A 21946-nucleotide genomic window follows, 5' to 3' on the forward strand; every position below is an offset into this window, starting at 1 on the left:
CGACATGCCCCTGCATCCTTTCCATGGGCGCGCACTCGCGCGTGCCATCGCCTGCGCCATCGCGAGCGCTTCGCTCGGCGCGCACGCGGAAGACGACCCCCAGCGCGCGACGACATTGCGCGAAGTACGTGTCTCGGCCGCCAGCCACGACACGAGCGTGGACCCGGACCTGCCGTCGGTGGTGGAAACCGTCAGCGCCGCCCGGCTCGACCGGCTCAACGTGGTCAACGTCGAGGACGCGCTGAAATACCTGCCGTCCTTCGGCATTCGCAAGCGGTTCATCGGTGACGAGAACGCGACGTTCTCCGTGCGCGGCACGAGCAACCAGCAGAGCGCGCGTGGGCTCGTCTACCTCGACGGGCTGCTGCTTTCCAACCTGCTCGGCAACAACTGGGCGAATCCGCCGCGCTGGTCGATGGCGTTTCCGGAGAACCTGGCCCGCGTCGACGTGATCTACGGCGCCTACTCCGCGCTGTATCCGGGTAACGCGATCGGCGCGACGGTGCTGATGACGACCCGCATGCCGGATCGTCTCGAAGTGACGGGCGAGGTGCAGGCTTTCACACAACACGTGCACGACTACGGCGTCGACCGCGACTACGGTGGCAGCCGGCAGAGCGCGACGATCGGCGATCGCTCCGGACGCTTCGCCTTCCTGATCGGCGTCTCGCATCTGCGATCCAACGGGCAGCCGCTCGTCTACGCCACGCAGGCGCTGTCGTCGGCGACCGGCGGGCCGCGCCCGGTGACCGGCGCCATCGCCGACACCGGCGCCAACGGCCTGCCGCGCCAGGTGGTGGGCATCAACGCCGAGGGACAGGAAGCGACGGATCAGGACGAAGCGCACGCACGACTCACCTACGACATCACGCCCGACGTGACCGCCGGCCTGACCGTGGGCTACTGGAGTCAGGACATGTCGCACCGCACGGAAACCTTCCTGCGCGACGCGAACGGGCAGCCGGTGTATGCCGGACCGGTCACCATCGATGGCAGGCGCTACACGCTGCCTGCGAACTACTTCGCGCCGAGCACGCGACAGAGCCGCAATTATCTATACGGTGCCTCCCTCGGAACGCACCGCGACACCGGGTGGAACGTCGAAGGCAACGTGTCGTACTTCGACATGGACCGCAACCGCGATCGCGTGGCATCGTCGGTCAGCTACAACGGCGCGGGACTGCTCACCGCAGGCGACGGCAGTCGCTGGCGCACGCTCGACCTTCGCGCGAGCCACACGCCGGACAGCATCGCACCCGACACCCACACGGTGAGTTTCGGTTACCACTACGACGGCTACCGGCTCGCCAACGCCAGCTACAACCTCGACGCGTGGCGCCGTGGCGGTGCCGGCATGCTGACCGCGGCCAACGGCGGCAGCACGCAGACTCAGGCGCTGTACCTCCAGGACGCCTGGCAGCTCGTGGATGGGTGGCGGCTCACGGTGGGTGCGCGCTACGAGCAGTGGCGCGCATTCGACGGCTCGCGAGCGACCGCGACGGCAGGTGTGCGATATGCGGAAAGGAAGGAGACGCATACGTCGCCGAAGGCGTCGCTCGCCTGGACGGTCAGCGACACCGTGCTGCTCCGGCTCTCGGCGGCGCGCGCCTATCGCTTCCCGACCGTGAACGAGCTTTTCCAGGGGTCGTTCAACGGTATCGCGCTGGTGAACAACGACCCGCGGCTGAAACCGGAGAACGACCTGTCACGCGAGCTTTCCGCCGAGTGGTACCGCCCCAACGGCGTCGCGCGCTTCACGGTCTATCGCAGCGACACCCGCGACACCCTCTTCAGCCAGACGGACACCACGGTATTTCCCAATGTGACGAACGTGCAGAACGTGGGTCTCGTGCGGACGCGGGGGGCCGAGGCCAGTTACGACGCGCGCGACGTGATCTGGCCCGGTTTCGATCTCACCGCGAACGCCGCGTACACGCAGGCGACAACGGTACGGAACCGCAGGAATCCCGCCTCCGAAGGCAAGCAGTTCTATCGCATCCCACGGTGGCGGGCGAATCTGGTCGCGACATGGCGGGCGACCGGACGCATGGCGCTGACACTGGCGGGCCGCTATTCGGGACGGCAGTACAACACGCTGGACCACAGCGACATCCATCCGGACACGTTTGGCGGCGCGAGCGACTTCCTCACGTTCGACGCCAGGGTGACGTGGAAGGCGAGCGACCACGTCGACCTCGGTGCCGGCGTCGACAACCTCACCGACCGTCGCTACTACGTGTACTACCCGTACCCCTCGCGCACCTATCTCGTCGAAGCGAAATTTCATCTCTGACGTTTCGTGGCCTCTGGCTCCCACCGCTGCCCGTATGCGGTGGGAGCCACGTCGTCGACGGCGTCAGGGAGCGCCATCGTGCATCATGCGGCCGCATCGACGTGGCGATGCACGTGCGTCAGCGGCAGGTGCTCGTCGAGCATGAAGGATGCGGTGGCACCGCGACGGAGCCGGTCGAAGAAGGCGCCGACGCCGGCATTGCCCGTCGCGAGATCGCAGCTGAGCCGGAGCAGTTCCGTACCCGGGATGGCGAGGCCGCCAGCGCGACGGACGAAGAACGGCTCGATGCCTCCGGCCACGCGATGGGCAGCCGCGATGCAGGTCCCGGCGTTTTCGGGGAAGAAGGTCGCAAGATCGAGCAGCACTTCTCCGATGCCTGCGAGCCCTTCGAACATGCCGGGGGCGATCGCGTGCCGCCGCATCAGATCCCGCTGCATCTCCATGGCCATGTCGCGATACCGCGTTTCGCCGGTCGCGGCGTGGAATCGCGCGACCACGGCAAGGATGCCGGCGGTACCGTGGCGCAGGTAGGGGTACAGCGTCGGGGCGTCGACCTGCTTCGGCCAGCTCGGATCGCCGTCCGGATTGGCGCGACGCTGGGCGAGATCGAAGGCCAGTGCTTCGCGCGCCGCCCGCAGAAAACGCGCGTTGCCGTCGGCCGCGACGTGGAGGTGCAGGAGAAAGAGCGCGACGCCGGCGGCGCCGTGGCCGAGGCCGATCGCCTGGGGTGCGGCCGTGGACCAGTGCAGGGTGCCGTCGCCTCCCCGGTCGTATCCCGCATCGTGCAGGAGCGTCTCGCCGGCGTCGATGGCGGCATCGAGGAACATCGGGTCGCCGCTTGCGTACCACGCCTTGAGTCGCGCCATGCCCCAGCCCGCCATGCCATCGTAGTAACCCGGCCGGGCGCGTACGGCCGCGTCGAGCGGCGCGCGGAGCAACGCGAGCGCGGCGTCCTTCTCACCGGCGTCCATCAGCACCCAACCGATGCCCGAATCGCCATACATGAGGCTCGATCCGCGCTCTCGCGTCGATCGGACGCCGTCGATCACGTAATCGAGTAGCCCGGCTGGCGGCCTGCGACCACCGCGCAGGTAAGCATGGAGTATCCCCGCCGCCCCATGCGCGACACCCCAGGGGTGGGTTTCGAACACCTCGGGGCCCGCCGGCACGTAGCGGTCGGCGCGTGCCGTCGGCGCCATCGTGTCGATGTAGCCGAACAGGTCGCCCGCGGCGTCGATGGACGGCCGGGGTGCGAGCACCTGAAACGCCAGGGGACCATCGTCGACCGTCATGGCCTTGACCGCGTCGCGCAGTGTCGCCATCGCCTGCACCGGCGACGGACGATGTCGTGCATCGGTGGCGAGGAGTGCGTCGATGACCGTCAGGAACGCGAGCGGATAACCGAGATCCGTGCACATCGTGCGCGTGAACCGGAGTGCCGCGTCGCGATCCAGCGGCAGCATCGCGTTCATGGGCATCATCGCGGCGAGCAGGTTCGAGCCGAACGCGTAGATGTCTTCCGCGCGCGCGCCTTCCGGCTCCTCGCGACGGGGACGAGGCGAGGCGAAGCCGGGCGTGCGGAGGTCGATGGGAGCGTCGAGGCCATCTTCCACCGCCGCTTCCATGTCGATCAGACGGACGTCGCCGGCGGACGTGACGATGCAGTTGTGGAACGAGAAGTCGCCGAGCGAAACCCCTTCGTCGTGCACACGCTCGAGCATCGCGGCCATCCGACCGAACACCGCGACGACCTCGTCGAGATACGCGCGCACGTCGCGCTGGGTGGCGCGCGTCCTGAGCCAGGGATACCGACGGGCGAGCCAGCTTCGCAGCGTGTCGCCATCGATGTATTCCTCGACGAGGTAGCTGTGCTCCCAGTCCTGGAAATGTGCGACGGGTGCCGGAGCGACATGCAGCGGCGCGAGCCGGCGGAGCAGGCGGAACTCCTTGCGCAGGCTCGCCGTCGCCATCTCGCCGCCACCGATGTACGGACGCGCTTCCTTGATGATGACGGGCCGGCCTTCGTCGAGATCGTCGCCGAGATAGACACCCCCGGCTGCCGAGAAGGCGAGGGCGCGCCTGATCCGGTAGCGCCCGCCCGCCAGGTGCGCGACGCGTCCCGGGTTTCCCGCGTCGTCACGAGGAAACGGATCGCGAAGCCAGTCCGGAAGATGAAAGTGGGGCTTGCGCTCGTCGGGATCGAGGCCGCCGTCCGGTCGGCGAAGCAGCCACTCGCGACGTCCGTCGGACAACGTGCGATGTTCGCCGGCAATACCGCCGTACCGGTAGTAGAGGACGCGGGAATCGCGATACCGGCGATCGCTCAGGACGTACGGGCCGGCATAACCGGACAGCGCCTCGTAGAGATCGTCCAGAATCCGGCGGAAATCGTCGACGCCGCGCGGGTAGATCGTGATGAATTTGCCGGAGCCGCCACGCGGCCAACGCTTGCCGTTCACCGCCAGGTGGATCCGGGCGTCGGCGGCGAATTTGAATGCGGTGCCCGACGCGACGAGCACGGCGCCGGCGATCGAGAGCACGATGCGCGCCGTCGACGCGATGCTCGACACATGGATCTTCCAGCCCTGGGCGGGAAGGACCACGTTGGGGGGCGTGCAATGCATCCAGATGCCCGACCGGCGCATCGTCCAGGTGTCCGGGACGATGCGGCGCAGGGGCTCGACGAAATCCGTCGTGTCGATGGCGCGTCGCCCGTAGGGCTCGAAGAACTCGCGGTCCACCGCGGTGTAGTGCAACAACTCGCTACGTCGATCCATGGCGCTCGCTGATCCTTTGTTTCTCAGGGTGAACCCGGCGAGGGATGCGTACAGGGTCACATCCCTCGCCTTCGCTTCCCGTGTCCCGTCGACGCCTTGCGGCGCTGCCCGTGCCGGTGGCGTCCCGCTTCCCGCGCGTCGTCGCGCGTCCCCTACTCTTCGAATCCGTCCGCGTTGGCGACCAAGCACCCGCGATGACTCGCGCTGCTGTAGTTCGTATCCGTTACGTCCGCCTGTCCCATATCCGCCTCAAGGCGTTGCAAATCGAGTATCCGGTCCATCGTGCCTCCTTCGCTGGTTTGGAAACGTGCGCTCGCGGGAAGTGCGGGCGCGGAACGAATCTATGCCCGCCCGCGAACGGGCTTCAATCGGATGCGAGGGCCTTCGGCACGATTGAAACGCCTGTTCGTGATGTTCTTGTCGATCCCGTATCGAAATCGGTCGGCCGTGTGTCCGGAAACGGACGCCGCCGTCCGTTTGTGGACGTCTACCGGCACGACTCGCGCGGAAGCCGGACGACCGCACGTGCGCCTCGCGCCTCGCGTCGGGACGAAAGGTCGACGGCGCCCGCGTGGGACTCCACGATGAGCCGGACCAGGCTCAGGCCGATACCCGATCCCCCGGGTTTCGTCGTGAAGAACGGGACGAAGAGCGTGTCGCTATCGGGAAGCCCCACCCCGTCATCCTCGATCGTCACATGGACGAACCGTTCGTCCGCCGTCCAGCCGAGGCGAACGCCGCCGCCCACCGGCAACGATGCTTCCACGGCATTGCGGAGCAGGTTGATGAAGGCCTGGGTCAGCTGATCCTCGTCGCCATGCACGATGACCTCGGAGGTGCCGGTCACCACGACGCGCATGCGCGTTTCGAGCATGGCCAGCCGTCCGAGGCACAGGTCCAGGCGGAAGGCCGCGACCCGCAACGGCGGCAGGCGTGCGAGCTTTCCGTATCCCGCGAGAAAGCGGGCGAGCGAATCCGCGCGGCGCCCGATGACTTCCAGCCCGAGGCGCATTTCGTCGTTGCCGCCACCCACCGTCGGACCGATCAGCGTCGATAGCGACCCCGCGAGCGAGGCGATGGGGGCCAGCGAATTGTTGAGTTCGTGGCTGAGCACCCGGATGAGCCTCTGCCATGCGCGCCGCTCTTCGTCGGCGAGCGCGACGCTCAGGTCGCGAAGCATGATCAGGCGGTGTTCGCGGCCTTCGCTGTACCAGATGGTGCGGCGCACGGCCCATTTGCCGCGTCCCCCGGAAAACCTCCCGGCGATGACGGCGTTGTCGGGTGCGTTGAGCGCATCGCCGAGGTCCAGCGTGGCGAGGTCGCGGCCGACGACCGACGTGCGCTCCGCACCGATGAGGCGACGTCCCGCCGGATTCACCAGGCGCAGCCGATTCGCGTCGTCGACGACGAACACGGGATCCTGCAAGGCGATGAGCGTCTTGCCCAGGGACCGCGACGTCTCCGTCCGTTTCCGCCGTCCCTCGCGAAGATCCTCGCCGAGCAGGTTCACGTTGGTGATCAGGCCATGCAGCGGGTCGATGGCGCGCCGGGCGCTGGCGCGGAAAGCGAAATCGCCTTCGCGCAGCGCGCCGAGCAGGTCGGACACCGTGTCGAGCGTGACCAGCAGCCGGCGGGTGGCCAGCCAGCCGATGAGCAGTGTCGCGCCCGCGCCGACGATGAGGCAGGTGGCCCTGACCCGCTGCGACGGGATGTCCAGCGTGGCCAGCGTGGCGCATGCGACGGCAACCGGTGCGACGATGGCGCCGAGCCACGCGACGATGCCCCGGTGCATGCGACGCGCCGAGATGCCCTGCTGGCCGAATGCCGCCGCGCTCATTCGGTCACCCGAGCCCCGTCGCTTCGCATTCGTGGCGGGCGCGCTGTTTCTCGAGGCGGCGATAGAGCGCCTGACGCGAGATCCCGAGATCGTCGGCGGCGCGTTGCAGGTTGCGGCCATGTCGCTCGAGGGCCTGGCGTATGAGCAGGTCTTCCGCGTCCGGCAGCGTGAGCGTGTCCAGCAGGAGCGGCGGCGCCGCCGGGCGGTCGAGTGCCAGCACGTCGGCGTCGATGGTATCGCGCGTCGCGAGCAGGACCGACCGCTCGATGGCGTGTTCGAGCTCCCGCACGTTGCCCGGCCAGTCGTAGCCGCGCAGCGCACGTTCGGCGGACGGCGCCAGCGTCATGGCGTTGCGACCGCGCCGTTTGCATTCGTGGACGAGGAAGTGCCGCGCCAGGGGCACGATGTCCTCCACGCGCTCGCGCAGGGCCGGCAGTCTCACCTGCACCGCGTTGAGGCGGTACAGCAGGTCGCGGCGGAACCGCTCGCCGCGGACCGCGCTGTCCAGGTCCATGTTCGTCGTGGAGATCACGCGGACGTCGACGCGGCGGGTCCGCATGGTGCCCCCGCGTTCCAGCTCGCCTTCTGCGATCACCCGGAGCAGCTTCGCCTGCTGGCTGGGGTGGATGCTTCCGATCTCGTCGAGGATCAGGCTGCCGCCATCCGCCAGTTCGAACCGGCCCGGACGCGACACAGGCCGATACTCGCCGAACATTTCGTCCTCGAAGCGGGACTCGGGAAGACTGCTCATGTCGACACGTATGACGGGCCGCTCCGCGCGTGTCGACCGGGCGTGGATCTCGCGCGCGAGGAGCGACTTGCCCGTGCCGTTCTCGCCGATGATCAGAACGTGCGAATCTCCGACCGCCACGCGTTCGATCAGCTCGACGACGCGTTTCATGCTGGACGACTCGGACGTCCTCAACATGTTGATGCCCGTGCGGCCCAGCGCGGTCTCGGCCCGGAGCCGGCGGTTCTCTTCGCTCATGGCGTGAAGCGCCGCCTGACCCCGGATCGCCTGGATCAGCCGGGTGTTGTTCCACGGCTTCTCGACGAAGTCGGCCGCACCGAGCTGCATGGCCCTTACTGCCACGTCGATGCTCCCCCAGCCGGTCATCGCGATGAGAGGCAGATCGGGCGCCTCCTGACGAAGGCGCGTCACGAGCTCCAGTCCTTCGTGCCCCGACGTCGTGTCGACCGCGTAGTTGAGATCGACGAGCGCGCAGGCGAATTCGCGGTGCGCGACCGCCTCGAGCGCCGCCGCGGGCGAATCGACATCCTCGGTCGCCATCCCCTCGGATCGCAGGAGGATGCGCAGCGCCAGGCGGACGTCGGGCTGATCGTCGACGACGAGCACGGGAAGGGTGACCAGACTCTCTTCGTACAGCATGACGACCTCCGGTCATTCGCTACGGGAAATTCGCCAGGGCTCCACGGACGCCGCGCGGATGGCGGGGCGTATCACGGCCAGTGCGGTAAAGAAGACCATCGACAGGGCAGCAACGACGATGCCGTCGATGCCGGCGTGCCGGGTCCCTGGCAGGAGCGGCGCAAGCCATGGACGCGACGCGACGATGGCGATGACGCCGAGCACGATGCCCATACCCGCGTTAAGCAATGCACCGCGCATGACGAGCATGGCAAGACGCATCGGCGTCGCCCCGAGTGCGCTGCGCACGGCCAGTGCACGGCGCCGGGCGACCACCTCGAAGGCCTGGGTCGAGAAATGACCCACGCAGGCGAGCGATACCACGATGCCGGCCAGTGTCGCGAAGAGCACCGCATCCCTGCGCGGCGCCGCGGTCGCGGCGCTCGCGACCTGATCGAGCGATCGCGGCTGGCCGAGCGCGAGCGACGGCGCCATGCGCCGCATGATTGTCGTGAACGCATCACGTGCGGCGTCGCCGGCCCCTGTACCGCGAAAAATCGCGTAGGTCGGCATCAGTTCGCGCATCGCGGCATACGTGCCGGCCGCCTGTGCGAAGGGCAGCATGACGACGGGCTCGCCTTCCGTCGCGTCGCCGTCGCGCAGGGTGTTCGCGAGCACGCCCACGATTCTCGCCGGTGGATCACCCGGTCTCACGGGCTGGAGTTTCGTGTTGAGGCCGCGTCCGTCGATCTGATCCAGGTAGGCCTGGTTGACGAGCGCGACCGGTTCGCTGTCACGTCGGTCGCCGTCGTCGAGCCAGCGGCCCGACAGTTTGCGATAGCCGAGTGCGCGAGCGGCGCCTGGCGTGATCAGCGCGTATCGTACGTAGACCGTGCCGCCATCGCCCCGCGTGTAGGGCATGACGAAGCGCGTGCCTACCGGCAGATCCGTGGACCAGCCGAACAGGTCGATGCCGGGAAGCAGACGCGCTTCGTCGCGGCTCGCCTCCAGCACGCCTGCGACGTCTTCCGGCGCGGGGAACCGTTGGCCGTCGAGATGGACCTCGACCACGAACGTATCCGCGCGATCGAAGCCGAGCGGTACGCGGTCGGCGCGCAGGTAATGCTGTAACGCCGTGGCACCGAGGACGAGGAGCATCGTCGCGAGCGCCGATTGTGCCAGGGTGAGAAGCGACCGGGCGCGTTGCATGCCCGCGCCGCCATGAGCCGTTCCGTTCATCGAAAGCTGGGTGCGCATCAGCATGTCGGACGAGCGTCGGGTCGACAGGCCGAGCGCCATCGCCGACGCCAGACAGATGGCGACGACCGACGTGGCGGCGATGGTTCGCGAACAGGGAAAGGGCGGCAATGCCGACGCGAGCCATTGCGGCGGCACATAGGGCCGGAAGACGAGTGCCAGCAGCATGCCGATGGGAACGGCGATCACGATGGCCAGGGCGGTGACGACCATCGCATCGGTGAACGGCGCCAGCCGCGAGCGCCATGCCGACGCGCCCAGCGCCACCTGCAGCGCCGTCTCGTGGGCTCTCCGCAGGCGCCGTGCGAGCATCAGGTTGGCGAGGTTGGCCCCGGCGAGCATCAGCACCAGCCACGCACACGCGAGAAACAGCCAGGAGGGTCCGACGCCGCCGCGTGCCACCAGGTCGCCGATGGGCGTCGCGCCATACCAGCGCAGATCGTCCGGGCCGAGGCGCAGGACGCCCGCCTCCCGTCGTGCGATCGCCGCGACGCGGGCGGAAAAGGGACCGGCATCGCTCCTGTCGGCGAGGAGTGCGATGCCCGTCATGTTCTCGGCGGTCGCACTCCCTTCCGGCGGGACCCGAGGCAGGAGGAGAAGATCGACGTCGCTGAAAAAGCGATAATCCTCGGGTAGCACGCCCGCGATGCGTACGGCTTCGCCATCGATCCATATCGTGCGCCCCTCGACGCGAACGTCGCCGTCGTACCAGCGCTTCCACATGGCATAGGACAGCATCGCTTCGGCGATGCCGTGCGTCGCGGAGAGATTGCTCCCGACATGCGCCACCACGCCGAGGACGCCGAGAAACTCCGCGTCGACCCGTTGCGACCGCAGCAGTTCGCGATGACCCGCGTCGACCGCGTTGACGGTGGTCGGGGCGTACGCGAGGCCGCGGGGTGTATCCGGATCCGATGCACCCACCGCCTCGTACAGATAGGGGGACACCGCCCGCATCGCGTCATCCTCTGTTCGGCCTCCGAAGATCACGACGCGATCGTGGTTCGGCCAGGGTGGCGACCTCAGCGCCAGCGCGTCGATCAGGCTGAAGGCGGCGAGCAGCGCGCCCAGGCCGAGCGAAAACGTACCGCTCGCCAGCAGCGCGAACCCAGGCTGTCGTACGAGCGCGCCCAGCGTTCGCGCCGCCTCCGACAGGTAGCTCACCAAAGCACCTCTCCCGCACGGAATGTGCCGAGGCCGGACTCGGACTCGTCGCGCATCTGCCGGAAGGTGCATTCATCGACGATACGCCCGTCCAGAAGGCGTATCGTGCGCTCGGCCATCGACGCGAAACGGTCGTCATGGGTGACCATGCACACGGTCCTGCCCGCGGCGTGTTGCTCGGCGAGGAGACCCATCACGATCTCGCCATTGCGAAGGTCCAGATTTCCCGTGGGTTCGTCGGCGAGGAGGATCGGCGGGTTCCCGACCAGCGCCCTGGCGACGGCCACGCGTTGCTGCTGTCCCCCGGAGAGTTGCGGCGGAAAATGGCGCGTGCGATGCGCCATGCCGACGCTGGCGAGGGCCGTGGCGACGAGCCGGGTTCGTTCGCGCCACGCGATGTCCTTGCGGAACGACAGCGGCAGGGCGACGTTATCGGCGACGCTCAGATCGTCGATGAGGTTGAACGCCTGGAAGACGAAGCCGATGTGCCGGTTGCGTACACGTGCGCGCGCCGCGCGCCCCAGCCCATCGAGCGCCTCGCCGAGCAACCGGAAGGACCCGCGGGTGGGAATGTCGAGCAGACCCATGAGCGACAACAGGGTCGTCTTGCCGCAGCCCGATGGCCCCCCGATCGCGATGAACTCGCCCGCGCCGACGGCAAGGTGAATGTCGGTGAGGACGTGCGACTCGATGGCTCCCGTGCGGAAGACCTTCCCGATGCCCTCCATCTCGATGATCGCGGATCTCGTCGGCGCGTGCATGCGCTCGCATCCTGGGATGTGGGATGGGCAGCGTAGCGCTGCGTCTTCACATTGTCCCGGCGCTTAACGCGCCGCGCGGGAGGAATCTGTCAACGGTGCCGAATCGACATAGCGATTGCACGCTCCTGCGCTTCCTGTCGCAGAAGCAAACAACAAATTAACGATACGGCGACGTCGCGCCTCGGTCGCCTGGGAAGTTCACCGTGTCGCGGGGCGATCGCCACAAGTGAAGACATTGCGGCGCAACGCCGTAATCGTTTACGTGTAACGTGATTTACGTGCCCACTTCGCCTGCCGATGCCGGTATCCTTGCCCGCCTGACGTGCCTCTTCGCCGTCATTTCGTCCCCAAGGCCATACCCATGAATCGTGACCCGCGCATCGAAGACCTCATCGCCCGCATGACCGTCGAGGAAAAAGTCGGCCAGCTGGGCGTGTTCGCCGATGCCGTGCGGCCGTTCGCGCCCGACATCAATCCCGAGGTGAACGCGAAGGGCGCGGCCGAAGTGCTCGATCAGGTGCGGGCCGGTCGCGTCGGTGCCTTGTTCAACGGCGTCGGGGCGGCGGAGGGCCGGGAGGCTCAGCGCGTCGCCGTGGAAGAGAGCCGCCTCGGCATCCCGCTGCTCTTCGGCGCGGACGTGATCCACGGCATGCGCACCGTGTTTCCCATTCCGTTGGGCGAAGCCGCCTCGTTCGAACCGGACCTGGCCGAGCGCACCGCGCGCGTGACCGCCGTCGAAGCGACTGCGGCGGGCGTGCACTGGACGTTCGCCCCGGCGGTCGACATCGCGCGCGACCAGCGCTGGGGCCGCGTCGCCGAAGCCGCCGGTGAAGACGTGGTGCTCGGCTCGGCGTTCGCCGCCGCGCGCGTCCGCGGCTTCCAGGGCGACGATCTCACCGCGGACGATGCGCTGCTCGCCACACCGAAACACTTCGCCGCTTACGGCGCGGTCGCGGGCGGCATGGAGTACAACACCGTGGACATTTCGCCGCAGACGCTGCGCGACGTCCATCTGCCGCCGTTCAAGGCGGCCCTCGATGCCGGCGCGCTGACGTTCATGAGCGCGTTCAACGACATCAACGGCGTTCCGGCATCGGGCAATCGCGAACTGATGACCGACATCCTTCGCGGCGAATGGGGCTTCCGCGGCCTCGTCGTATCCGACTACACCGCCGACATGGAACTGATCGCGCACGGCTTCGCCGCCGACGAGCGCGATGCCACCCGTCTCGCGTTTCTCGCGGGCGTCGACATGAGCATGCAGAGCGGTTTCTATGCCGATCACCTGGGCGAACTCGTCGCCTCGGGCGAGGTGCCCATGGCCGTGCTCGACGAAGGCGTGCGCCGCGTGCTCACCGTGAAGAACGCCATCGGCCTGTTCGACAACCCGTATCGGTCGCTCGACGCCGCCGTCGAGGCGGATACGTCGAAGGATGCGGAGCACGCGGTTCTCGCGCGCGACGGCGCACGCCGTTCGATCGTGATGCTGAAGAACGACGGCGTGCTTCCGCTGCGCAAGGCCGGCCAGAAGATCGCCCTCGTCGGTCCCTTCGGTGCCGACGTCGACAATCTCGAAGGCTGCTGGACGCTCTTCGGTGATGCGCGTCGCCACGTCAACATCGAGACCGGCCTCCGCGACGCGCTGGACGACGCCTCCGCGCTCGAGGTCGTCGCGGGTTCCGGCATCGAAGAAGCGATCGACGGTGGCATCGAGGCCGCCGTCGCCGCGGCGCGACGTGCCGATGTCGTGCTCCTCGCGATCGGCGAACCGCAGAATTACTCGGGCGAAGCGCAGTCGCGGACCCAGATCGTCGTGCCACCCGCGCAGCAGGCGCTCGCGGAGGCCGTCGTCGCCTCGGGCACGCCGGTCGTGGTGTTGCTCAAGAATGGCCGCGCGCTCGCGCTCACCGGCGCCGTGCGTGCCGCGAACGCGATCCTCGTCACGTGGTTCCTCGGCAGCCAGACGGGCCCGGCGATCGCCGACGTCGTCTTCGGCGATTACAACCCGGCCGCGCGCCTGCCCGTCAGTTTCCCGCAGGATGCCGGCCAGCAGCCGTACTTCTACAACCATCCGCGCACCGGCCGCCCGGAGCTGGCGGACCAGCCGCCGGCATTCAAGTCGCGCTACCGCGACATCACGTTCGACGCGCTGTATCCGTTCGGTCACGGTCTCAGCTACACCACTTTCGCTTACACCGCGCCACGCGTGAAGGCGAACGTGGCGTGGAACGAGACGATCGTCGTAAGCGCGACGGTGACGAATACCGGCGCCGTCCCGGGCGAGGAAGTGGTGCAGCTTTACGTTCACGATCGCGTCGCGAGTCGCGTGCGGCCGGTGCGCGAACTCAAGGCGTTCCGCAAGATCATGCTCGCGCCCGGTGCCTCCGAAGAGGTGGCATTCGAACTCACCCGACGCGACCTCGCCTTCACTCATCGCGACGGAACGACCTTCGACGCCGAGGCCGGTACGTTCGACGTCTGGATCGCAGGTTCATCGGCCGCCGGCGAGGCCGCGATGTTCGAGCTTCTGGCGAGCTGAAGTCCGGGGCCGCGACGCGCGCGCCGGGTCGACTTACCTCGACCGTCTGTAACGACCGATCCTGTCCGCCGTCGCGCCGTCCTACGGTAGCGCTCCCCCTCAAGGAGCACTGCCCATGCGCATACGTCCGCGCGTCCTTCCCCTTGCCATCGCCTTGTCCGCGCTCGCCCTCACGGTCCTGAGGGCGCACGCGCAGGACACCGCGGGCGACATCCGCTGGTCCACCTGCACGACGGATCTCGTCGAGGCCGAGTGGATCGACGCGCTGGGCGAACGCCTGCAATGTGGCCGCATGCGCGCAGCACGCGACGACGACGATCCGGCCATGGGGACGATCGACGTGGGGCTCGTTCGCGTGAAGGCCGCGGACAGCCCGGCGCGAAAAGGCTCGCTCTTCTTCAATTTCGGCGGCCCGGGCGGCAACCCGCTCGACTTCCTGCCGCTGTACGACTACGCATGGTCCCTGGCGGATGCGAGCGAACCGGTCGCCGGTCACCGTCGGCGCATCGCCGATCGCTTCGATTTCGTCGCGGTGATCCCGCGTGGCCTGAAAGGCGGCACCACGTATGCATGCACGCCGAGTCCCGCCTTCGCAGCGGCGCACGATCCCACCGTCGACACCGATGACGACGCATGGCGCGGACTCGTCGAGGCGAGCGACGCGTTCGCGAAAGGCTGCGCTGACGATATTCAGCCCTACGTCCGCACGCTGCAGCACGTGCGCGACATGGAGCGGGCACGCGTCGCGCTCGGCGAGCCGGCGATGAACTTTCTCGGGATCTCCTACGGCACATGGGTCGGTGCCTACTACGCCGCAGTCTTTCCCGAGCACACGGGGCGCATGGTCCTCGACTCGTCGATGAACTTCGCGGGCACCTTCGAAGACCAGCTCGACGACACCCCGGCCGAGCGCCACGCGTTGTTCGTAGGCAGGGCGCTCGGCCCCGCCATGAGGGAACCCGGGTACGGGCTGGGCAGCGATGGCGACGCGATCATGCGGCGACTGCGCACCATGCCGCATCGGGCCCGCGAAGCATGGGCGTCCCGCATCGACGACGCCGCGCAGCTGGCCGCGGCATTGACGCTCGCGGACTGGTTACGCGAGCAGGGCACGCCGGACACGGCACCGCTGATCGAACGCATCGAACGTCACCGATTCAGCGACGTGCCGGCGCTGGACGACGACATTCGCGCCGCCGCGATGGCCTTCGTTGACCGGCCCCATCCATCGCCCGCGGACATGGCCGTGTACTACGGCGTGGTATGTGGCGATACGCCCTGGCGGAAGACCGATGACGACCTCCGCGTCGTCGCACGCCAGATCGCCGGGACGACACCGGAAGCCAATGGCGATGGCGTCGTCGCGGGCCTCGTATGCCGCCGCTGGTCCAGCGCGCCGCTTGCCCGTCCGCCACACGACGCACTCGCCCGGGCAACGCCACTCCTGATGGTGCAGGCGGAATTCGACCCCGCGACGCCGCTCGCGATCGCACGGAAAGCCTTCGCCGCGACGCCGGGCGCTTACATGGTGGTCGCTGAAGGCATGTATGGTCACGGTGTCTTCGGCATGACCGACACACCGTGCATCGAAAACGCCGTGGGCAACTACCTGCTCGACGGCGTATTGCCTGCCGCCCACGAAACGCGCTGCGACGTCGCCACGTCACGATCATCCTCCCACGCAAAGACCTCCCTGCGCGGTCCGGATGAGGCGGCGGTACGCGCCGAACTCGCACGTCGGTTGAGGCTGCTCTGAGTTGCCGACATCGCCTACGGCTCACTAAGGTTCGCCCGCTCCCGCGTTGAGCTGGCATCTCCTACGGTGGCGCTCCCCGAATGGAGCGCCACCCATGACACGACACGGCCGTCTTTTCCCGCTCGCGCTGCTCGCCGCATGCCTGCCCTTCTCCGTCCACGCGAATAGCGCACCCCCTGCCAGCGATCCGCACGTCGCGTGGACCCGTTGCGGACCGGATCTCGTCGACCCCGGGTGGATTCGCACCTGGGGCGATCGACTGCAGTGCGGCACCATGCGTGCACCGCTCGACTACGACGATCCATCGTCCGGCGACATCGACATCGGCCTGGTGCGCGTCGCGGCCGCCCTGCCCGCTGAGCGACAGGGCGCGATCTTCATGCACTTCGGCGGCCCTGGCGTGAGTCCGCAGAACCTGCTGGCCGAAATGGCGGCGATCTTCCAGGTGGCGTCGCCTGCGCATCCGATCGATGGGCCGAAGCGGCGCATCGCCGAGCAATTCGATCTGATCGCCGTGATCCCGCGCGGGTTGAAGGGAAGCACGCCGTTTACCTGCCCCACGCCCCTCGGCATCCCTGCGTGGCGCGATACGACGGTTTACCTGGCCGACTGGAACTGGGCGGGCTTCGTCCGCGACACCCGAGATTTCGCGGATACCTGCCGTGCCAGTCCCCTGAGAGACCACCTTGGTGCGTATGCGCACGTGCGCGACATGGAACGTGTGCGCCTCGCGCTCGGCGAACCGGTGCTCAACTACCTGGGCGTGTCGTACGGCACATTCATCGGCGCCTACTACGCCGCCACGTTCCCGAGTCACGTGGGCCGCTTCGTCCTCGACTCGGTGATGAATTACGCGGGTACGTTCGAGCAACAACTCGCCGCGCACGCGCCGGCGAAGCACGGCCTGTTCCGGCGTACGGTCCTGCAGCCCGCGCTAGCCAACGCCGCCTATGGTCTCGGTTCGGACGCGGATGCCGTCATGCAACGCCTGAGCTCCATGCCCGCCCGCGTGCGGGGCCCGTGGCAGGCACGTATCGAATCGCCGGCGGAACTCGCGGCGACCCTCGTCCTCGCCGACTGGGTACGCGACGACATGGCATCCTGGACGACGGACGAGGCATGGGACTCGCTCGGTGTCCGGTTGCTCGCGCGGATCGGAACCCATCGGTTCAGCACCGACGATGCGATCGATGCCGCGATACGCGCTTCCGCGACGTCGCTGGCATCGCCTCTGCGCCCGCACACGGCAGCGCCCCGCGATCTGTCCATGTACTACGCGGTCGTATGTGGCGATACCGCGTGGCGCAAGTCGCCCGCCGACCTTCGCACCATGGCCAACACCATCGCCGCCCGGTTTCCGACGGGCAGCGGCGCCCCCGTGACCGTGGGTCTGATATGCCATCACTGGCGAGCCACTCCGCGTCCCTCCCCGCCGCTTTCCGCGCTCGCTCAGGCGCGCCCGATGCTTCTCGTGCAGGCGGAGTTCGATCCGGCAACGCCCCTGGAGGGCGCCTTGAACGCGTTCGACGCCTCACCGGGAAGCCGTATCGTCGTCGCCCGTGGCATGCGGGCCCATGGCGTCTTCGGTCTGTCCGCCACGCCCTGCGTGGAACGTGCCGCAGGCATCTTCCTGCTCACCGGCGAGCTTCCCGTCGAACGCTTCAATCATTGCGCCTACGTGCCCGAAGACCCGCTTGCGCGTCCCGTGCGCGAAACGCACGACCTGCCTCCGGCACATGACATGCGCGCGGACCTGCGCGACGCGCTACGCCATAGCTGACACCGACGCCCGATCAGGAATTCACCCCCATGAGCCATCGTATCTCCGGCCCGGCGTTGCCGGTCGTCGTCGCCCTCATCGCGGCCCAGTGTTTCCAGGCCAACGCGCTCGCCGCGGCGAGCCTTCCTCCGCCGGCGACCATCCACTGGTCGGCATGTTCCGCGGACCTCGTCAGCGAGGAGTGGACCGCCGCGTGGAGCGGCCGCCTCGAATGTGGTTCGATGCGGGCACCGCTCTCTTACGCTCGCCCGGAATCCGGGTACGTCGATGTCACCGTTCTCCGCGTGAAGGCAGGCGTGCCCGCCGAACGGCAAGGCGCGATCTTCTTCAACTTCGGAGGCCCCGGCGCGCACCCTGCCGATTACCTTCCCCTCACCGCGGCCACATGGAACCTGGCCTCGGCGAACAGCGTCATCGATGGCGACAAACGGCGTCTTGCCGACCGGTACGACCTCGTTGCCGTCGTCCCCAGAGGCCTGAAAGGACCATCGTTCGATCCCTGTGGAAACGCACCCGGCCTGGGCAGCGGTCCCGACCCGATCATCGACCTGGCCGACTGGAACTGGGCCGGCTTCGTGCGTGACGCGCGCGAGTTCGCGCGGCGCTGCGGTTCGCAGGCGATGGCGCGGTACGCGGGCACACGCGCGCACGTGCTCGACATGGAGCATGCGCGACGCTCCCTCGGCGAACCGGTGCTCAACTATATCGGCGTGTCGTATGGCAGCTGGGTCGGGTATCGCTATGCCGTCCTCTTCCCGGAGCACATGGGCCGATTCGTTCTCGATTCGTCCATGGATGTCACGGCGACCGTAGAGCAGATCCACGAGACGCTGCCGGCCGTCGCGCAGGATCTGTTCGAGCGTCACGTCATCCGGCAGGTATTGACCATGCCTGCCTACGGCGTGACCGAGCCGGACACGAAGGCCGTCATGACGCGACTGAACGGCATCGCCGCCCATGCCCGACGCGCCTGGATGACGAGGATGCAGACCCCGGAAGACCTCGCCGCCGTCCTCACGCTCGGCCGATGGATCGACGACGAGCGGCAGATGTGGCTCGACGGGGAGCACTGGGACACGGTGGGCGCGCGGCTGCGGACGCGCGCGGAGGCACATCGCTTCAGTACGGTATCCGGCGTCGACACGGCCATTCGCACGGCCGCGGAGAGCTTCATCGACATGCTTCGTCCGTCGGACGAAACCGACGACGGCAGACGCATCGGCACGTATCTCGCCGCGACCTGCGGCGACACGCCGTGGACGAAGTCGATCCGGCAATGGCGGGCCACGGCGCAGTGGACCGCTGCGCGATATCCGGTCAAGGGCGGGGGCGGCGTGATGACGGGGCTCATCTGCCACCACTGGCCCGTCGACGCCGTCGACGCGTTCCCCGTGCCGGGTCTGATCGCCGCACCGCCCATGCTCCTCGTACATGCCGAGCACGATGCCGCCACGCCACTCGCAGGTGCACGCCGGACCCTCGAAGCACTACCCTCGGCTCGCATGATCGTTTCGCGCGGCATGCTCGGCCACGGCGTCTTCGGTATGTCGGGCACGCCATGCGTCGAGAAAGGGGTCGGCCGGTATCTGCTGACCGGCGTACTGCCTCCGGCGCGATCGACCGTGTGCGACTTCCGGCCGTCCCCACCCTCGCGACGCATCCGCGAACCGGGTGCCTGGCCCACGACGGGCGATCTTCACGAGGCACTGCGGTTACGCCTGCAACGTAGCTGACGCGAGGCTCGATGCACCTTCGTACGATGTCCTCGCGACATGGCCGGCCGCATAATGGCGCGTGCGAACAGGAGACCGAGGCATGAACGAACTGCAGGGTAAAGTGGCGCTCGTGACCGGTGCGGCCAGCGGGATCGGTCGCGCCATCGCGAGCGCGTATGCGCAGGCGGGAGCGCGCGTCGTCGTCGCCGACATCGCCGCGGAAGGCGCCGCGGAGGCCGCCGCCGCGATCGGCCATGGTGCGCTGGGGATCGCGATGGACGTCACCGACGAGGCGCAGGTCGACGACGGCTTCGCGCGCACGCGCCGCGAGCTCGGGCCTGTCGACATCCTCGTCAGCAATGCCGGTGTGCAGATCATCTCCCCGCTGGTCGACCTGCCGTTCGCGGACTGGAAGCGAATGCTCGCCATCCACATGGACGGCGCCTTCCTGACCAGCCGGGCCGCCATGCGGCAGATGGTCGAATCCGGCCGGGGTGGCTCCGTCATCCTGATGGGCTCCGCGCATTCGCACGTGGCGTCGAAGTTCAAGGCGCCATACGTCGCGGCGAAGCATGGACTGCTGGGCCTTGCCCGCGTGATCGCGAAGGAGGGCGCGCCCGACGGGATTCGCTCGAACGTGATCTGCCCCGGCTTCGTGCGCACGCCGCTCGTCGAAAAGCAGATCCCCGAGCAGGCGCGCGAGCTTGGTATTTCCGAAGACGACGTCATACGCAACGTCATGCTGCGCGACACCGTCGATGGCGAGTTCACCACGCTGGAGGACATCGCCGACGCGGCGCTCTTCCTCGCCGGCTTTCGCTCGAACGCGCTGACGGGCCAGTCACTCGTCGTCACGCACGGCTGGCACATGCAGTAGGCGAAGGCCGGACCGTCGTGCGGCCTGGCGTCACGGGCGCGCGGATCAGAACATGATCTGCGCGCGTATCTCCATGATGCGCGGATCCACGCGCACGTCGCGCCGGTCGCTGATCGCGCGCACGTAGTTGGCCTGAAGCTTCAGGTACTTCGTGAGGTACCAGTTGGCGCCGAGCGTCCAGTCGTGCTCGGTGCCGCCGAGTACCGGGCCATCGTCGAGGTCAAGGGTGCTGTAACGAATCAGCACTTCCACGGCGCCCCACGGACCCTTGGGTACGACGTCGGCGACGTTGCCGGCGCTGTAGCCGCGCGACTCGCCCGTGAGCACCCAGCTGCCGAACGTATACCAGCCATGCGCCTTGTACGCCGGCTTCTTGTCCAGTTTCACGCGGGCATCGAGGTATTCGCCCTGCACCGACCACGGTCCCTGTATCCACAACAGCTCCGCGCTGCGACGGTCCACGTGGTCCGCCACGCTGAGGACGCCGGAATCGACGAGGCGCTGCGTCGCGAGTCCCGCTTCGGGCGTCGCGCGCAGGCGCACGCCGGGCGGGGTGTAACGGCCACGGCCGTCGGTGCTGCCATAGGGCGATTCGCGCGACACCGATACGCCGAGGTGGAGCACGTCGCCCGGCGCGTTGTGAGGCGTCCAGGCGGCACGTCCCGCGACCATGCGCCCGTCGAGGTCGCCCTGCAGGTTGCCGCCGTTGTAATACCCGAGCTGGACGAGGTAAGCCTTCTGGATCGAGGCCCATTCGACACCGATACGGCGGTTCGCGTAAATCGCCTGCATGGGCAACGATGCCTCGAGGAACGACGTGCTTCCCGTACCGGTATTGCCCTCGAAGCCGACCGGCGTTTTCATGAAACCCACGCGCACGGCGCCGAGGTCGCTGCCGAAGAGTGCCTTCGTCTGCAGCCGGAAGAACACATCGAGCCAGGCCTTCGCCTGGAAGTCGTAGACCGCCGTGGCGTCGTAGACGCCCTTCTTGCGCACGAAGAAACCGAACTCCTTGCGCCGGTTCGTCTGCGCGTTCTCGAAGACACCGCCATCTTCCGAGAAACGGTCGATGTCGTACTGGTACTTCACCGTGAGACCGAGATCCGTACCGTCCGCGAAGACGTGATGCGTGGGCCAGTTCGTGCGCCAGTCGTACGCGGTGTCACCCGCACTGGCGGCCCATGGCATGAACAGCGCCAACGCGCCGAGGATGATTCGCTTCAAAGGATGCCCCTACAAGGCGCGGCGCATGGCGCCCGCGCGGTCGTGCATGGAATGGTCGACGGCGGCTGAGCGGCCTCGACACGAATGGGCAGTATACGACGCCCTTGGTACACGGCGATTCACGATTTTTGGTGCTTCTTCCGAGCCCATCGTCCGCGCAAGCTGATGCCATCCACCGGAGCCCACGTCATGCACGCCAGAACGATCCTTGCTTCGCTCGCCCTACTCGCCACGACCACAATGGTCCAGGCTGCGGCACCTTCCGAGACGGTCAAGCCGAACTTCTCGGAGGCGATCCCGAATCTGCCCGGGAAGTCCCTGACCGCCGTCGAGGTGCTGTTCCCGCCGGGCGCGGCCTCGCATCCGCACAAGCACGCCCACTCCGCGTTCATCTACGCGTACGTGGTCTCGGGCCGCATTGTGAGCCAGGTGGAAGGGCAACCCGCGCGCACCTACACCGCCGGCGAAAGCTTTCACGAGGATCCCGGCGCGCACCACCTCGCTGCCCGCAACCCGAGCAGCACGGAGCCAGCGAAGCTGCTGGCGGTGTTCGTGGTCGACAGCGACGAGAAGGCCCTGACGACACCGGACCCGTGA

At 67.9% G+C, this 21946-nt stretch carries 13 protein-coding genes; 7 read left to right on the forward strand and 6 right to left on the reverse strand.

Annotation, left to right across the window (positions count from 1 at the left end; translation table 11 throughout):
* The first annotated feature begins 4 nt into the window (after nucleotides 1-4).
* Nucleotides 5-2293, forward strand: a complete 2289-nt coding sequence (locus BMX32_RS06665) for a TonB-dependent receptor (RefSeq protein WP_089975946.1) — start codon at nucleotides 5-7, stop codon at nucleotides 2291-2293.
* 83 nt (nucleotides 2294-2376) lie between these two features.
* Here BMX32_RS06665 and lanKC read toward each other — a convergent pair whose 3' ends face one another.
* From lanKC to BMX32_RS06690, 5 genes are all read right to left on the reverse strand, one after another.
* Nucleotides 2377-5070 carry a class III lanthionine synthetase LanKC gene (gene lanKC, locus BMX32_RS06670; protein WP_089975951.1) on the reverse strand — a complete coding sequence of 898 codons (2694 nt, stop codon included), beginning with the start codon at nucleotides 5068-5070 and terminating at the stop codon, nucleotides 2377-2379.
* A gap of 487 nt (nucleotides 5071-5557) precedes the next feature.
* Nucleotides 5558-6907 carry a sensor histidine kinase gene (locus BMX32_RS06675; protein ID WP_170843578.1) on the reverse strand — a complete coding sequence of 450 codons (1350 nt, stop codon included), beginning with the start codon at nucleotides 6905-6907 and terminating at the stop codon, nucleotides 5558-5560.
* Nucleotides 6908-6911: 4 nt separating this feature from the next.
* Complete coding sequence (locus tag BMX32_RS06680; RefSeq protein ID WP_089975956.1) at nucleotides 6912-8297, reverse strand: sigma-54-dependent transcriptional regulator; 1386 nt, start codon at nucleotides 8295-8297, stop codon at nucleotides 6912-6914.
* A gap of 12 nt (nucleotides 8298-8309) precedes the next feature.
* Nucleotides 8310-10697 (reverse strand): ABC transporter permease, encoded by a 2388-nt coding sequence (locus tag BMX32_RS06685; RefSeq protein ID WP_170843579.1) that lies wholly within the window; start codon nucleotides 10695-10697, stop codon nucleotides 8310-8312.
* Entirely contained in the window at nucleotides 10694-11458 is a 765-nt protein-coding gene (locus BMX32_RS06690) for an ABC transporter ATP-binding protein (protein WP_089975963.1), read from the reverse strand. The genes BMX32_RS06685 and BMX32_RS06690 overlap by 4 nt, the downstream gene beginning before the upstream one ends.
* A gap of 361 nt (nucleotides 11459-11819) precedes the next feature.
* Here BMX32_RS06690 and bglX point away from each other — a divergent pair, with 361 nt between their 5' ends.
* From bglX to BMX32_RS06715, 5 genes are all read left to right on the forward strand, one after another.
* Nucleotides 11820-13997: a beta-glucosidase BglX gene (gene bglX, locus BMX32_RS06695; protein WP_089975965.1), complete on the forward strand. Its 2178-nt coding sequence runs from the start codon at nucleotides 11820-11822 to the stop codon at nucleotides 13995-13997.
* A gap of 115 nt (nucleotides 13998-14112) precedes the next feature.
* On the forward strand, nucleotides 14113-15753 hold the full coding sequence (locus BMX32_RS06700; protein WP_089975968.1) for an alpha/beta fold hydrolase: 1641 nt from the start codon (nucleotides 14113-14115) through the stop codon (nucleotides 15751-15753).
* Between the two features lie 94 nt (nucleotides 15754-15847).
* Nucleotides 15848-17533: an alpha/beta fold hydrolase gene (locus tag BMX32_RS06705; RefSeq protein WP_089975971.1), complete on the forward strand. Its 1686-nt coding sequence runs from the start codon at nucleotides 15848-15850 to the stop codon at nucleotides 17531-17533.
* A 29-nt stretch (nucleotides 17534-17562) separates the two neighbouring features.
* Nucleotides 17563-19266 carry an alpha/beta hydrolase gene (locus BMX32_RS06710; RefSeq protein WP_089975974.1) on the forward strand — a complete coding sequence of 568 codons (1704 nt, stop codon included), beginning with the start codon at nucleotides 17563-17565 and terminating at the stop codon, nucleotides 19264-19266.
* A gap of 82 nt (nucleotides 19267-19348) precedes the next feature.
* The gene (locus tag BMX32_RS06715) at nucleotides 19349-20125 is read left to right on the forward strand and encodes a 3-hydroxybutyrate dehydrogenase (RefSeq protein WP_089975977.1); all 777 of its coding nucleotides are present in this window, start codon (nucleotides 19349-19351) and stop codon (nucleotides 20123-20125) included.
* A gap of 45 nt (nucleotides 20126-20170) precedes the next feature.
* On the opposite strand, the gene BMX32_RS06720 is transcribed toward BMX32_RS06715, so the two are convergent.
* Nucleotides 20171-21349 carry an OprO/OprP family phosphate-selective porin gene (locus tag BMX32_RS06720; protein WP_089975980.1) on the reverse strand — a complete coding sequence of 393 codons (1179 nt, stop codon included), beginning with the start codon at nucleotides 21347-21349 and terminating at the stop codon, nucleotides 20171-20173.
* Nucleotides 21350-21538: 189 nt separating this feature from the next.
* Here BMX32_RS06720 and BMX32_RS06725 point away from each other — a divergent pair, with 189 nt between their 5' ends.
* The gene (locus BMX32_RS06725; protein ID WP_089975982.1) at nucleotides 21539-21946 is read left to right on the forward strand and encodes a cupin domain-containing protein; all 408 of its coding nucleotides are present in this window, start codon (nucleotides 21539-21541) and stop codon (nucleotides 21944-21946) included.

Source organism: Luteibacter sp. UNCMF331Sha3.1 (genome assembly GCF_900109915.1).
Lineage (GTDB): Bacteria > Pseudomonadota > Gammaproteobacteria > Xanthomonadales > Rhodanobacteraceae > Luteibacter.